General features: G+C 46.9%; 11 protein-coding genes. 9 read left to right on the top strand and 2 right to left on the bottom strand.

The window, feature by feature from the left end; translation table 11 throughout:
* The 5 genes from CLV42_RS34060 to CLV42_RS29975 all read left to right on the top strand — a co-directional run.
* Positions 1-3695 (top strand): T9SS type B sorting domain-containing protein (locus CLV42_RS34060; protein WP_170117708.1); only part of this gene is annotated, 3695 nt, incomplete at its 5' end.
* An 83-nt stretch (positions 3696-3778) separates the two neighbouring features.
* Positions 3779-4756 (top strand): PorP/SprF family type IX secretion system membrane protein, encoded by a 978-nt coding sequence (locus tag CLV42_RS29990; protein WP_106605635.1) that lies wholly within the window; start codon positions 3779-3781, stop codon positions 4754-4756.
* 45 nt (positions 4757-4801) lie between these two features.
* Positions 4802-6835: an OmpA family protein gene (locus CLV42_RS29985; protein ID WP_106605634.1), complete on the top strand. Its 2034-nt coding sequence runs from the start codon at positions 4802-4804 to the stop codon at positions 6833-6835.
* Between the two features lie 137 nt (positions 6836-6972).
* Complete coding sequence (locus tag CLV42_RS29980; protein ID WP_106605633.1) at positions 6973-7392, top strand: DUF1801 domain-containing protein; 420 nt, start codon at positions 6973-6975, stop codon at positions 7390-7392.
* Positions 7393-7553: 161 nt separating this feature from the next.
* On the top strand, positions 7554-8693 hold the full coding sequence (locus tag CLV42_RS29975; RefSeq protein WP_106605632.1) for a TlpA disulfide reductase family protein: 1140 nt from the start codon (positions 7554-7556) through the stop codon (positions 8691-8693).
* A gap of 66 nt (positions 8694-8759) precedes the next feature.
* Here CLV42_RS29975 and CLV42_RS29970 read toward each other — a convergent pair whose 3' ends face one another.
* Together CLV42_RS29970 and CLV42_RS29965 are read right to left on the bottom strand one after the other, a co-directional pair.
* Positions 8760-10592: a glycoside hydrolase family 9 protein gene (locus CLV42_RS29970; RefSeq protein ID WP_106605631.1), complete on the bottom strand. Its 1833-nt coding sequence runs from the start codon at positions 10590-10592 to the stop codon at positions 8760-8762.
* Between the two features lie 198 nt (positions 10593-10790).
* Positions 10791-11423 (bottom strand): tetratricopeptide repeat protein, encoded by a 633-nt coding sequence (locus tag CLV42_RS29965; protein WP_106605630.1) that lies wholly within the window; start codon positions 11421-11423, stop codon positions 10791-10793.
* Positions 11424-11605: 182 nt separating this feature from the next.
* Here CLV42_RS29965 and CLV42_RS29960 point away from each other — a divergent pair, with 182 nt between their 5' ends.
* The 4 genes from CLV42_RS29960 (at position 11606) to CLV42_RS29945 (ending at position 16214) form a co-directional block, all read left to right on the top strand.
* Entirely contained in the window at positions 11606-13615 is a 2010-nt protein-coding gene (locus CLV42_RS29960; RefSeq protein WP_106605629.1) for a TonB-dependent receptor, read from the top strand.
* Positions 13615-14244, top strand: coding sequence for a nicotinamide riboside transporter PnuC (gene pnuC, locus CLV42_RS29955; RefSeq protein ID WP_106605628.1), 630 nt, complete (start codon positions 13615-13617; stop codon positions 14242-14244). Before CLV42_RS29960 ends, pnuC begins: the two co-directional genes overlap by 1 nt.
* Positions 14237-15262, top strand: a complete 1026-nt coding sequence (locus CLV42_RS29950) for an AAA family ATPase (protein ID WP_106605627.1) — start codon at positions 14237-14239, stop codon at positions 15260-15262. Before pnuC ends, CLV42_RS29950 begins: the two co-directional genes overlap by 8 nt.
* Positions 15263-15395: 133 nt before the next feature.
* Positions 15396-16214 carry an SDR family NAD(P)-dependent oxidoreductase gene (locus CLV42_RS29945; protein ID WP_106605626.1) on the top strand — a complete coding sequence of 273 codons (819 nt, stop codon included), beginning with the start codon at positions 15396-15398 and terminating at the stop codon, positions 16212-16214.
* Positions 16215-16226: the final 12 nt, after the last annotated feature.

The following is a 16226-nucleotide window of genomic DNA, read 5'->3' as shown; positions in this document are numbered from 1 at the left end:
CACCTGGGCAGGATGTCGTATATACTATTACTGTGACCAACAACGGTCCAAGTGATGCGAAGACAGTAAATGTGAGTGATATCGCCCCTGCTGGTACCACTATCAGTGCATGGACTGCTACTGTAACAAATGGAACAGTAACCCTGCCTAATACCAGCGGTACCGGTAATCTGAATGAGACCATTGCCACTTTACCAAATGGCGCTGTAGTGACATATACAGTGACTGTAAGCGTACCAGCGTCCTTCACGGCTAACTTAAGCAACGCCGCTAATGTAACGTCTACCACTCCCGATAACGATCCGACAGATAATAGCAGCACTACACCGGGTATCCCAGCTGCGGCTATCGCTGATATCGTTACTATGAAGCAGCTAAAAGATCCGAGCCAGACAACTTTTGTTCCTGGTCAGGATGTAGTATATGTTATCACTGTAACCAACAATGGTCCAAGTGATGCGAAGACTGTCAACATTAAGGACGATGCGCCTGCTGGTACCACTATCAGCGCATGGACAGCAACCGTAACAACAGGAACTCTTACCCTGCCTAATACCAGCGGTACCGGCAACCTGAATGAAACAATTGCCACCTTCCCTGATGGTGCAGTCGTTACCTATGAAGTAACAGTGAAAACACCTGCTTCCTTCTCTGGTAACCTGAGCAACACAGCAGTGGTGACAAGTGGTACAACCGATCCAACACCGGGTAATAACAATAACACTTCCTCGTCTTCTACACCATCACCTAAAGCTGATGTATCTGTAGTTAAAACAACGACAGCTACCAACTTTACACCTGGACAGAACGTGGTGTATACCATCACTGTTAGCAATAACGGTCCGAGTGATGCGAAGACTGTAATCATTAAAGACACGGCTCCTGCGGGAACTACCATCAGTGCGTGGAATGCAACGGTAACAACAGGTACAGTCACCCTGCCTAACACCAGCGGTACCGGTAACCTGAATGAGACCATTGCCACTTTACCAAATGGCGCTGTAGTAACTTATGCTGTGACTGTAGCTGTACCGGCTTCCTTCACCGCTAACCTGAGCAACACAGCAACGGCAACGTCTACCACTCCGGATGATGACCCGACAGATAATAGCAGCATAACACCGGGTATCAGCCCTGCGGCTATTGCTGATATCGTTACCGTGAAGCAATTGAAAGATCCGAGCCAGACTACCTTTATACCAGGTCAGGATGTGTTGTATGTTATCACCGTAACCAACAATGGTCCAAGTGATGCGAAGACTGTCAACATCAAGGACAATGCGCCTGCAGGCACAAGTATCAGTGCATGGAGCGCAGCTGTGACAACAGGTACAGTCACCCTGCCTCACACCAGCGGTACCGGCAACCTGAACGAAACAATAGCCACCTTCCCTGATGGTGCCATAGTTACCTATGAAGTAACAGTGAAAACACCTGCATCCTTCTCTGGTAACCTGAGCAACACAGCGGTGGTAACGAGCGGTACGACCGATCCTACACCGGGTAATAACAATAATACTTCTTCTACTTCCACACCGGCAGATAAAGCGGATGTATCTGTAGTGAAGACAACCACAGCTACCAGTTTTACACCTGGACAGAGTGTAGTGTATACCATCACTGTGACCAACAACGGTCCAAGTGATGCGAAGACTGTAAACATTAAGGATAATGCGCCAACAGGAACAACCATCACTGCATGGAAAGCTGCAGTAACAGCAGGTGCTGTAACCCTGCCTAATACCAGCGGTGCGGGTAACCTGAACGAGACCATTGCCACTTTACCAAATGGTGCTGTAGTGACTTATGCAGTGACAGTAGCTGTACCAGCTTCCTTCACGGCTAACCTGAGCAATACAGCAACGGCAACGACTACAAGCCAGGATGATGACCAGACTGATAATAGCAGTACTACACCGGGTATCACCCCTGCAGCTATTGCGGATATCGTTACCGTGAAAAAGTTGAAAGATGCAGGTCAGACAACTTTTGTACCTGGTGAAGATGTGGTATATGTTATCACTGTAACCAACAATGGTCCAAGTGATGCGAAGACTGTCAACATTAAAGACGCTGCACCTGCTGGTACGACTATCAGTGCGTGGACAGCGGCTGTAACTACCGGTACAGTTACCCTGCCTGCAACAAGCGGCGCCGGTAATCTGGATGAGACCATCGCTACTTTCCCTGATGGTGCCGTAGTTACCTATGAAGTAACGGTGAAAACACCTGCATCCTTCTCCGGTAACCTGAGCAACACAGCGGTGGTGACAAGCGGTACTGCCGACCCAACACCGGGTAATAACAACAACACTTCTGCTTCCACAACACCAGCGCCTAAAGCTGATGTGGCAGTAGTGAAACAACTGAAGAATGCGGGTCAGACCACTTTCTCACCTGGTACTGCAGTTGTTTATACCATCAAAGTGACCAACAACGGTCCAAGTGATGCGAAAGCAGTCAACATTAAAGACGCTGCACCTGCTGGTACAACTATCAGCGCATGGACCGCTGCAGTAACAACAGGTACGGTGACCCTGCCTAATACCAATGGCACCGGTAACCTGAATGAGACGATAGCCACCCTGCCTGATGGCGCAACAGTGACTTATGAAGTAACTGTTATGACGCCAGCTGATTTCACCGGAACACTCAGCAACAGTGCAGCTGTACAAAGCAGCACACCTGATGCTACTCCTGGCAATAATACCAGCACTACGCCGGGTATTAATCCTGCACCTAGTGCCGATATCGTAACAGTAAAGCGACTGAAGAATGCTGCACAGACCACCTTTGTAGCAGGTAAAGAAGTGGTTTATATGATCACTGTTACCAACAATGGTCCTGGTGATGCTGCCAACGTACATATTAAAGACATCGCGCCTGCAGGTACAACTATCAGCAGCTGGACAGCTACTGTAACCAATGGTACTGTTACCCTGCCTAAAGCCAGCGGTACCGGTGATCTGGATGAAACGATCGCAGTGATGCCGAATGCCGCTGTGGTAACTTATGAAGTGGTGGTACTGACGCCGGAAGGCTTTACCGGTACACTCGTGAATGTGGCGGCTGTAACAAGTGAAACGCCTGATCCTACACCGGCTTGTCCGGCATGTGCTGCGGCTCCTGTTACGCCTGAACCGCTGCCGGTAGCTGCTACCGATAATCATGGTGATACCAGGGCGGATATTCCGGTTACTATTCCTGTATTGAACAACGATACACCAGGAAACGCCAATACACCGTTGGATCCTGCTTCCCTGGAAATTGTACAGCAACCTGCTCATGGATCTGTGATCGTAAATGAAGACGGTACTGTTGTATACACACCTGAAAAAGGATATACCGGCCCTGATGCTTTCACCTATAAAGTGAAAGACCAGAACGGTAACTGGAGTAATGTGGCAACCGTGAACCTGAACATCATTCCGAATGAAGTAGAGGTGCCGAACGTGATCACACCAAACGGTGATGGCAGCAATGATAAACTGGTGATCAAAGGACTGGAGAAATTTGTGCAGAATGAGATCGTGATCTACAACCGCTGGAATAATGTGCTTTTCAGAAAGCAAAACTACCAGGGTGAATGGGATGGACAAGGACTGAACGCAGGCACTTATTATTATACTTTGAAGGGGCTCGACGCAAATGGACAATGGCATACCTACAACGGTTACATCATGCTGCTGCGATAAGCATCAGTAAAACAAGACTGTCGGCAACTGCCGGCAGTCTTGTAATGAATGCCACTCCCTTTTAACAGTAAAAAAAAGAGATCATGACTAGCAAGTTTTACAAGATTATTCTACCTATAGTATTCTTCCTATCATTCCAGTCTGCACATGCGCAGCATGATGCACAATTTAGTCAGTATATGTTTAACGGGTTGTACATCAACCCGGCATATGCTGGCTATAAAGAACAATGGAACGTCAATGTATTCTACCGCACCCAGTGGGCAGGATTACCAGGTGCTCCTAAAACCTTCTCCGCGGCGGCAGATGGCGTCATCAATGACGGTAGGGTAGGCCTGGGTCTCCAGGTTGTCAACGACCAGCTGGGGGCTGAAAAGAATACGGCTCTCTATGGTACCTATGCCTATCGTATTCCGCTGGACGCTGATGGTAACAAACGCCTGGCTATCGGTGTAAGTGCCGGTTTCATCCAGCAGCGGCTGGACCTGAAAGCGCTGAATCCCGCTTCTCAGAACGATGCCCTGCTGATGAATGCCAAAGGTACTTCCATGATGCCCGACGCCCGCGTAGGTATCTTTTACAATAGTGAGCGCTTTTTTGCAGGCGTATCTGCTGATAACATCATCTCCGGTTCTTTCCAGAAATCTGATAAACTCAGGACGTACCTCCCGCTGAAACCAAACCTGTTTGTGACGGTAGGGGGCCTGTTACCAGTGTCTGAGAATGTATCATTCAAACCTTCCCTGCTGGTGAAAGAAGACTTTGCCGGTCCTACGAGTGCTGACCTGAATGCCTTTTTCCTGTTTCATGAGAAACTGTGGATAGGGGCTTCTTATCGTACTGCCGTCTTTAATAAAGGAGACATTGAGAACTCACTGACCAAATCAGGGGCTGTAGCCGGTATGATAGATGTTTTTATTAACAGCAAGCTGCGTATTGGTTATGCATATGACCAGACTACGAACGGTACCGGAGCGAATAGTTTTTCTACGCATGAGGTATCATTGAATTACACCTGGGCAAATCCCAAAGCAAGGATGTTATCTCCGAGATATTTCTAAGGATAAGGGATCATTGCTTTATTAAAACTGAATATTACAGCCATTATGAATAGAAAACACTATACCCTTCCGGCATTGTTGAGTGCTATGCTGGTGATGGGAATGTTTAAGACAGCTAGTGGGCAATATATTATCAAAGAGGCGAACGAACAGGCTATCTTGTATAACTATGCCTCCGCCATTCCATTATATCAGAAAGCTTATAAGAAGAAAGAAACGGTGGAGGCAGTCCGCGGACTGGCAGACAGTTACCGCTTGCTGAAAGACTATCCTGCGGCTGTAAGCTGGTATGAAAAGCTGGTGGCGATGCCGGAACATACGGCGGCAGACGAACTGCATTACGCCGGTATCCTGATGAATAATGAGCAATACGCTGCTGCTAAACAGGTATTGACTGGGTACCTGGGTAAAACGCCCGGTGATAAGATCGCCGCAAGCATGAAGGCTGGCTGTGACAGTGCTGTAAAATGGCTGGCAACTCCGGTAAGGGGAGATATGATGAACCTGAAAGGATTGAACAGCGAATGGTCTGACTGGAGCACTGCTTTCATGAACGGGAAAGTGATCTTCGCCTCTGACCGTCCTTACGACTCCCTCAGACGTGATGCACTTTTTAACAATACAAATATCAAAAGAAAGCGCTACGGTTATACCGGTAACAGTTACTTGCACCTGTATGAAAGTAAGGGACTGGACAGCGGGCATGTAATACCGATGCCCCGTGCCGTGAATGGTGATTACCACAGTGCAGATGCCAGTTATACCGCTGATGGAAAGACCTGTTATTATGCTGTGACCAACCTGGCCAGAAAGCACGGTAGCCTGCTGGGGAAAGAGCAACCTTACACCCTGAATATCGAACTCAGGGCACAGCAGTGGAATGATAGTGCGGGGGCCTGGCAAAAGGGGGCGGCTTTCCCTTATAATGAGATCTTTAACTACTCTGTGGGAGATCCGTTTATCAGCGCAGACGGTAAGACACTCTATTTTGTAGCTGATTATGGTGAGAAAGGCAATGGAGGCACAGACATTTACTATAGTACGCTGGATGCGGGTGGCCAGTGGCAGTTGCCGGTGAATATGGGCCCTGGCATCAACAGTGCCGGTAATGAACGTTCACCCATGTTTGACAGTACCGGTGTGTTTTACTTTTCAACAGATGGCCGTCCTGGTCTGGGTGGTTTAGACATTTTCAGGGCTACCAAAGTGAATGGTGCCTGGGAAGTGCTGAATATGGGCGTACCGGTAAACAGTGCTCAGGATGATTTTGCTCCTGCCTACAATGGTACTAACAGCCTATACTTTTCTTCCAACAGGAAAGGTGGAAAAGGTAGCGATGACCTATACCGCTTTACACCAGCGAAGATCCTTGTTTTCAGTCTGGAAGGCAAGGCACTGAACAAGAAAACAAATGCACCATTAGCGGATGCACAGATCACCCTGCGGAATAAAGAGACGGGCGCAGTAAAGAACATTAACACAGACAGCGAAGGTAATTTTCATTTTGCATTGGATAGTTTGTCTGCTTATGGCCTGGATGGCGAAAAGGCCTTGTTTAGACCAGAAATGGGGGTTGCGGTTATTACTAAAGGATTGACAGAATCTGCAGTACTACACCGCGATCTCTACCTGGAGAAGATAGAGGTGGTGGCAGTCGAAAGCAAGCCAAAGGATCCTGTACCGGCTAAGGGCGTTGGCGTTCCTACGAAAATAGATCTGACAGGCAAATTCAATCCGCAGAACATTTACTTCGATCTGGGTAAGGCTGATGTACGTCCGGATGCGGCAAAAGAGCTGGATAAACTGATCAACCTGATGAAGGAGAACCCATCCTGGAAAGTGGATATGTCTTTTCATACAGATAGCCGTTCTGACGATAACTACAATATGAAATTATCTCAGCGCCGTGCTGCATCTACACTTGCTTATTTCCTGTCTAAGGGTATTGATAAGAAGCGCCTGACGGCAAAAGGTTACGGAGAAACAAGACTGATCAACCGTTGTGCGAATGGTGTACGCTGTTCTGAAGCTGAACATCAGGCCAACCGTAGAACTGAATTTGTCATTTTTGAAAGATAAGCCGCTGATCGTCTTTTTATCAGTGATCAGTTGGTGGTTTTTTAAGTTGAGGATGGCCCCTCTCATCTGCTCAGGTGAGAGGGGCTATCTTTCTTGAGCGTATTCTTATTTACCCTAACTTTATTAAAACCCCCCATATGGCAGAACAAAAAACCAAACCAACGGAACAAACAGTGGCAAGCTTCCTGGATGGCGTACCCGACGAAAACGTGAGGAAGGATTGTTTTGATCTGGCGAAATTGATGGAAAAAGCTACCGGTTTCCCATCTAAGATGTGGGGGACCAGTATAGTGGGCTTCGGGCAATATCATTATAAATATGAGAGCGGGCATGAAGGCTATTCCTGTCTGGCAGGTTTTGCCCCGCGTAAACAGAATATTGCACTGTACGTCATGGCTTTTGATAATCGTCAGGCCCTGCTCGACAAGCTCGGAAAGTACAAAGCTGGTAAAGGCTGCCTTTATATCAAAAAACTATCTGACGTAGACGGAGAGGTGTTGAAACAATTGGTAAAAGAATCCGTCGCCTATCTGCAAAAGAAGTACCCCAATAAATAACACAAGCCGTTTAGTATATTATATTGGTAGGCTGATGTAACGCGGGTTTTGTATAACGTCAAGAGGAAGAGGAAGTTCACAACTTTAATATTTGTTAACAATCTTTATTGTTTTCATTTATTAGTTTAGAGGTCAACCAACCAACAGATCAAAAATCAACCATGAAAAAACAAGTTTTGCTAATTGCGGCACTATTACCCATGCTCGCAAAAGCCCAATCCAACACCTTCACCATTACAGGTAAGATAGGGCATCTCAACGCACCCGCCAGAGTTTATTTCGACTACACTGACTTCCTGAATGCCGGAGGTGGCAGGGAAGATTCTGCAGACGTGGTAGACGGTACCTTTAAGTTTACCGGGGAATTGTCTGGAGTAGCTACCTGCCGTATGGCGCTTGCGCATGACGGAGACGGGAAGATGAAAGCGGTGTACACGGGGGATGTGATCTATTTCCAGTTTGGTAAAGAAAACATCGTCATCAGCTCAAAAGACTCGCTGAGTAATGCTGTATTTACCGGTTCCAAAGTACATGAGGAGGAAGATGCTTATAACAAAGAGATCGGAGGTACCATCATGTCTGTTACCAAAAATGCAAATTATGACTATTCATCAGGTACAGCAGCGCAGAAGGCGGATTCCAATTTTTTAAAGGCGGTTGACCAGCGGTTCCGCCAGCGGGTAGCTGACAGGACAGCAAAACAACTCCAGTTTGCGAAAGATCATCCGAATTCCGTTTTCGCATTGGTGGCATTATCGGAAGCGCTGACCTTTAAAAAGGATATGGCAGAGATTATGCCTATTTACAATGGACTGAATGCGAAATACCGCAATTCTAAAAAAGGGAAGGAAGTAGATCAGCGTATCAAGTCAGTTCAGCTGACCACTAAAGGTGCTGTGGCGCCCATCTTTACTATGAAAGATGTAAATGGACATCCTGTTTCACTGAAAAACCTGAGAGGGAAAACTGTGCTGCTGGAGTTCTGGGCAAGCTGGTGCGGCCCCTGTCGTGCGGAAAATCCTAATCTGAAGGAACAGTACAAGCTGTATAAAGATAAAGGTTTTGAGATCCTGGCAGTGTCCCTGGATAGTGATAAAAAGAAATGGGAAGAAGCGATCGAAAAAGACGGTGTGCCCTGGATCCATGTATCTGACCTGAAAGGATGGTCTAGCGAGGCGGGTATACTATATGGTATAACTGCAGTACCGGCTGGTTTCCTGATCGGTCCTGACGGAAAGATTATCGGAAACAACCTGAGAGGAGAATCGCTGAATAAGAAATTAGCAGAACTGCTGAATTAATAATAAAGGATCTAAAATAAAAAGAGGTGCACTTCAAGCTTGTATAAGTCTGCACCTCTTTTTATTTTATTCATTCACTGCAACGGCCAGCAGATACCAGGCTGCATGTGGCAGCCATTGTTCCGCCCAGCGCCAGTCGTAATCTTTCTTTGTCATAGCATAAGACAGGTTGAAGTCGATATCATCCTCATTTTCCAGTCCGGAGGTGATGCCATTCACAATACCGCCCGGCGCATTGGTATACTCAAACGTACCAAAGAAACCATAGGCGGGATTGTTATGTCCCGTACCCTGCAGCATGCAGGCATCATAGGGGTTCAGACCGAGGATCCAGTTCAACTGGTTCAGGGCAAAATTCTCCAGGCTATCGTGGAATGGCTTGTCTTCCTTAAAGCAGTGTGCTGCCATCCTGGCGGCGGTAGCAACTGAACCCAGTCTTGCGTTCTCGCCCTGCCACCACGGAGAAGCCTCACTGCCATGTGGGAAGAAGAAGGCTGTTTTCCTGATGCCGGCAGTGTCTTCTGTGTATTGCCGGCTGTAACCGAAAGGATTGTTTACTTCGGCTGTCAGGGCCAGTTCATATTGCATGTATTTGCGGATAACCGTTTTCAGTGATGCCTGTACGTCGGCCGTTGCCAGTGGATAAAAATTCAACAGGCTCACGATGGGCAGTCCTGCATCAGAAGGATGGAAGAAAGGCCTGTCTTTTTCATCCGCCCTGAAATAGGTGTATTTACCCTTGCTGATTAACCTGTTTATAAGCCCATTTGCGCGCTTGTTGGCAGCTGCGAGGTACATGGGCTTCTTCGTAGCTTTATAGAGCTCTGTTGCGGCGCTAAGGGCACAATAATCATCTACAATATTCTCTTTACCGTCATTGGTCATTAATGGGTTCTCTTTTTCGAGGAAGGCGAAGGCATCTTCTGCCGCTTTCAGATAGTCCTTATTGGTATACTCACCGGAGGTGTCATAAGTTGCGGCTATTGCCAATGCGGCTATGGAAAGACCGGCGCCGGAACGATAACTGGACTGGTAACTACGCCAGTTATTGGTCTCAGCTGCGATACCACTACCAAAGGATTGATCTTTGGATTGTTTGATCCTGTAGCCTTTGTCTTCCGCCCGGATGGTACGGTCCTTGGCCAGCTTGCCGGGGCCAGGTGCAGATACGGAGCGGTAGAAAGAGCCACCGGGGGCTTTCAGCCGTACCAGGTAGTCGGCGCCATACATGGCTTCATCCAGCACCCGCCGGATGTACTGCCTATAGTCAGTGCCCGGTTTCTTTTTCAGCAGATCATATGTTTTCAGCAGGCTCCATACGGTAAGTGATACCTGCTGTGGATTGAAGTAGCTGGAAAAAGAAAGGTGGGAGAGATGTTTCCCATAATCGCCGGTAGCGTCATACCAGCCGCCATGGGCATCAATGGTATCAGTTGTTTTTCCGGACAGCAGCAGATGATGGTCTGCCTGATCCAGCAGGCCGGAACTTCTTTGTCCTTTGAAATAATAGACCACGTCGGAGATGGTGGCCTGTTCCAGCACATTTTTACCAATGGTGAAAGGGTAAGACTGAACCGGCTGACCGGCGACTGTCGCCCTTAAGAAATAGCTGCCGGGTGTCTTATAATCACTGAAGTCGATGGTCCAGAACAGCCAGTTTTTCCATTTGTTGACAGGGCCACTGTAAACGGCTTTCCCGGTATATACTTTCCGGCCTGTAGCTGCGTTTACCAGTTCTACATTCCCTACGGCGACTTTGGTTTCCGCCATAATGATGGCGCGTTTTGATTTGCTGTACTCGTATCCAACGTGGTTAGTGATCAGTTTCGTGGACTGGGCTGTCAATACTCCCGGCCATAACAGGAATAAGAACAGTACGAGCGTGCTGAAAGATCTCATGGTCATAATTTAATGAAGAGGTGATGATGTAAGCGGACGATACAATAACGTTCCCTAATATAAGTCAAGGATCCGGTAGATGCCCGTTTTTTTACACGGGTGGATTGTCAGCGGATAGATGCGATGATGGAGACTGCATAGGTCTGGTTCCAGCCGGCAGCAGGAAAGGAACAGGGTAGGAGCCGGTAATTGATGTTCTCAGGAAAATTGGCTGGTGGTCATGATTTCCCGCAATTGCATAGATGCGGCACTGTTGCCCAGCCTGGCGGCACGCTCGAAATAATATTTAGCCCAGCGTTGAGACTTTTTGACGCCATCGCCATGTTTATAACACAGTCCCAGGTTGTAAAGCGCTTTGGCGTCGTCTTTAGCAGCTGCTTTCTTATACCAGAAGACGGCTTTCTGCTCATCTTTTTTTATGCCATAGCCATAGAAATAACAGTATCCCAGGTCTCTTTCAGCCTCCGTGTCGCCCTGGGCGGCGGCCAGTTTGTACCAGTAGACGGCTTTCTTATCGTTTTGTTTCACTACTTCACCCTCCCGGTAAAAGAATCCAATATTGTACTGGGATTCCATGTGTCCCTTCAGGGCTGCCTTTAAATACCATTTGTAAGCAATAGCAGGATCTTTCTCCACACCACGGCCATAATCATAACAGGTACCCAGGTAGAACTGCGCCCGCAGATGGCCGGCAGCCGCAGCGGAAAACCACAGCAGTACGATCTGTTGCCAGTTTTTTCTTTGTGAATCAGTCTCAAAAGCCAGGTGATACCCTAACAGGAACTTTCTGTTCTGCTCTAACTTATTGAGAAGAGGTGCATCGCTTTTCATATCGCAATATTTGGGATAAAGCTTTCTAAGGTAGAGATTGAGCGTGGCATAGCTTGCGCCGGGGAATAAATATAAACATTATTTTCACCCGGAGTGTCATTTCCCAAAATAACTAACACGAACATGTTAAACGATCTCCCAACTGTCTTAATACATTTGTGTAATTATTACAATTTTTACCTATGCCCATTTTTAGTCATGTGAGAGTTGTTACTGTTTCAGCTCTGTTATTGCCCTTGTTAGCCAATGCCCAGGATACATTAACGAACAGAAAAGACAGCAGCCAGCATTTAAAAGAGATCGTTGTTACCTATCAGGCCGGTAGTGCCACCCCTGTAACATACCAGAACCTGAATATGAAAGTGCTGGACGAAAAGAACACCGGACAGGAACCTTCCTTCCTCTTATCAGAAACGCCTTCCATTACCGTGTATTCCGATGCCGGTAACATGCAGGGGTACTCGTATTACCGCCTGAGAGGAATGGACCAGACCCGGGTCAACACCACCCTGGATGGGATGCCCCTGAATGAACCCGAAGACCAGGGCGCCTATTTTTCCAATTACCCGGATATCCTGAATTCAGTGAGCCGGCTCCAGATACAGCGGGGAGTGGGAACTTCCAAAAACGGCGCCGCCAGCTATGCCGGCAGTGTACAGCTATTCTCGCCAGAGGCCGGGAATACCGCCAGCACAAACTTCGGTATCGGTTATGGCTCTTACAATAGCTTCCGGGTATTCGCCGAGCACCAGAGTGCTATCAGGAACAGGAAATCGCTGTATGTACGCGCTTCAGAGGTATATACAGACGGCTATAAATATCATTCTTCCAACAACTCCCAGTCTGTATTTGTCAGCGGAGGCTTGTATTACGATAAAAGTACCTGGAAGCTCAATATCGTTGCCGGACATCAGCAGAATGGTATGGCCTGGCTGGCGGTAGCAGATTCTCTCATAGAGAAGGACAGGCGATCTAATGCCAATACGAAGGCCGAGAAAGACCGCTTTTTCCAGGGACTGGTACAATTGCAGAACGTATGGCAGCCTTCTGGTCATGTGACGGTTAGTTCCAGTGTGTATTATACCTATCTGAAAGGTGGTTATGATTTTGACCTGAACAATTATCTCGGCGTAGAAAGTGATGGAAACCTGTTTAACTATGACTTCCGTTCTCATTTTGGAGGATTTTTCAGTAATTATACACTCACCTATGACCATTTCAAATGGACAAGCGGCATACATGGCAACCTCTATACACGGCAGCACACAGGTACTGATGGCTTACTGGGCAGATTATATCAGAATGATGGTTACAAGAATGAGATCAGTGCGTTTAGTAAAATCGAATATTCCTTACACCGCTTCACCCTGTATGCAGATGTGCAATATCGCTATACCACTTTTGACTATAAAGGCAGTGTAGCTTTTGATAAAATGGACTGGCATTTCCTGAATCCCAAAGCGGGTGTGAGCTTCGCTGTAAATGATCATACCAGTATTTATTACAGCGCCGGAAGAACAGGGAGGGAACCAACACGCAATGACGTTTTTGGCGGCAATGATGATCTGACGGCAGATAGTACAGGTAAGGCCATCATCTATAATCGTGATGCGGAATCAGTGGTAGATCATGAACTGGGTATACGTTTGCAGCAGGGCAATTTCGCGTTAAATCTGAACGGCTATTATATGGATTTCAAAAATGAGATCGTGTTAAACGGACAGATCGGCCCGAACGGATTGCTGTTGACCAATAAAGTAAAGAGCAGTTACCGTACAGGTATCGAGTTGTATGCTGCATACCAGTTGGGTGCTTTCAGTTTTACAAACAACACTTCATTTAATCATAGCCGTATCAAGGAACAGGAGGCTTCCTTCAGTCCGATACTAACGCCTGCCCTGATCATCAACCAGGAGGTAGCTTACAGGCATAAACGTTTAGGATTAGCGGCATCAGGTAGGTATCAGCACCGTGCCTATATAGATTTTGCCAATGAAGCGGCTGTGAAGGGATATGTATTGTTGAATGCACGGGCACAGTATACACTTGGCTCCTGTACTTTATCAGTTTTTGTTAATAACATTTCCGATACTAAGTATTACAATAATGGCTCTGTAGCAGCAGATGGTACCCGCAAGTATTTTGTACAGGCGCCACGGAATATGTATGTTGCATTTAAATACAGCTTCTGATGAATTTTTTTGACGTGACCAATATTGCCATTCGAGTACTGGGATATCCTATCAGTTATATTGAACTGATAGGGACCATCTTTGGATTGATCTCTGTGTACTATGCGTCAAAAGCCAATGTGCTGACATGGCCTACAGGCATCATCAACGAGATAGCATTGTTCGGACTATTCTTCCAGATACAGCTGTATGCTGACATGTTATTGCAGGTCTTCTTCCTGGTGGTCACTGTTTTTGGCTGGCATAACTGGCAGCACAAAACGGAAGAAGTACCTATCAGTCGTATGGCAGCCCGGATGGTGGCTGTATATGGTATTGCCCTGCTAGCGGGCACTATCATAACAGGTATAATTATTCAACAATTCCATCACTGGATGCCCGCTTACTTCCCATTACCTACTACCTATCCTTATGCGGATTCCTTTGTCATGGTGGCCAGCATGCTGGCTACATTCCTGCTGGCGAAGAAGCGTATAGAGACATGGATACTGTGGATTGTGGTGGATGTAGTAAGTGTGGTATTATATCTCATCAAAGGAGTTTACTTTTTATCATTGGAATATGTTGTGTTTTTAGGATTGGCTACCTACGGATTACTACAGTGGCGTAAAAAAATGGTGTATGCGTAAAGGCTTTGTTTTTGGAAAATTTATGCCCTTTCATAAGGGACATGAGGCGATGATCAGGTTTGCCTTATCCCATTGTGATACAGTATCGGTACTGGTTTGCTGTAGTCACCTGGAAACACTGCCTGCGGCACTGCGTCAATCCTGGGTGGAAGAGACCTTCCGGGATGAACCCCGTGTAAAGGTGCTGGTATATCAATATAATGAAAGTTCATTGCCAAATACTTCCGAAACATCGGCGGCCGTGTCAGCCATATGGGCGGAGCAGTTTAAACTACTTTTCCCTGATCACAATATAGTCGTTACCTCAGAGCCTTATGGGGAGCTGGTGGCTGATTATATGGGCATCACACATATCTCTTTTGATATGCAAAAGAGTCAGTATCCGGTATCAGCTACGAAAATAAGAGCGAATCTACCTGCTACCTGGGCGTATCTGCCGGACAGCGTAAAGGCTTCCCTGATCACAAAAGTAGTTTTGCTGGGCACAGAATCGACAGGAAAGACAACACTGACCGGCAGACTGGCAGCGCACTTTAATTGTAGTGCTGTAATGGAAGCCGGCAGGGACATTGTCGCAGACTCTAATGATTTTGGCATTGGCGACCTATACCTGATAGCCGCTGAACATGCCAGACGTATCGATCAGCAGGCAATAGGAGAAAGTCCCTTAATGATCATCGATACGGATATTCATATCACCTTGTCTTATGGTGAATATGCCTTTAGGGAAGTGCTGGATATAAACAAAGAGATCTGCAACAGCAACAAAGCCGACTTTTATCTGTACCTGAATAATGATGCTCCTTATATACAGGACGGCACCCGATTGGATGAGGAAGAGCGGAACCTGCTCGACCTGTCACATCGCCGTGTGCTGGAGAAGTATGGTATTACCTATGAAGAGATCAAAGGAGACTGGGACGAACGTTTTGAACAGGCAGTTACACTAATAGAACGCCTGATGCAGCGCAGACTGGAAAACTGGCTTTCTTTCGCCGGAAGGCTGCAGCAGGTATAAACAGCATGACAGCCTTTCGCCACCATGCTTGCAAGAGAATAGCCGGTTTCCGTCAAAATGTATCTTTATTCCCGACTTTTGTATAAATTAAGCTTACGCACCCGGAATAGCTTTGTGTCATAAAATTTAAACAATGGCAAAGACAATTTTTATTACCGGTGCGTCCCGCGGATTTGGTAAGTTATGGGCAGAGGCCTTCCTGAAGAGAGGAGATAAAGTAGTGGCTACGGCAAGGAATACCGATACATTAAATGACCTTGTAAAGCAATATGGCAGCAATATTCTGGCCCTGGAACTGGACGTAAACAACAGAGAGGCCAGCTTTGCGGCTATCGCAAAAGCAAAGGCACATTTCGGGAGAATTGACATATTGATCAATAACGCCGGTTACGGCTTATTTGGTGCCGTAGAGGAAACAAGTGAACAGGAAGCAAGGGCCCAGATGGAAACTAACTTTTTCGGCCTTCTATGGCTCAGCCAGGCAGTATTGCCGGTAATGAGAGAACAGCGAAGCGGTCATATCATCCAGGTGTCCAGTATCCTCGGACTGGTAACATTACCTGTACTTGGTTTATATAATGCATCTAAATTTGCAGTAGAGGGATTGAGTGAAACACTGGCTACGGAGGTAAAACAATTCGGGATCAACGTTACCATGATAGAACCTAACGGGTATTCAACAGACTGGTCTGGCGCCTCCGCTTTTCAGACCCAGGGACTGGAATTATATGGTCCGTTGAAACAGGCCTTCTCAGAAAGTGCTACTCCCGATACATGGGGAAAGCCGGAAGCAACTGTGGATGCGATACTGAAAGTGGTAGACAGTCCGAATCCGCCCTTGCGTGTATTGTTTGGCAAGGTGGCATACAATTTTGTAAAAGAAGTATATGCACAGCGTCTGGCCAGCATAGAGGAATGGAAAGAAGTTTCCGTGACAGCCCATGGGCATTAATGAAATTAACGT

Source organism: Chitinophaga ginsengisoli, from assembly GCF_003014595.1.
Classification (GTDB): Bacteria; Bacteroidota; Bacteroidia; order Chitinophagales; family Chitinophagaceae; genus Chitinophaga; species Chitinophaga ginsengisoli.
Note: the sequence above shows the minus strand (reverse complement) of the source record. Positions and strands in the feature narration are given on the sequence as shown.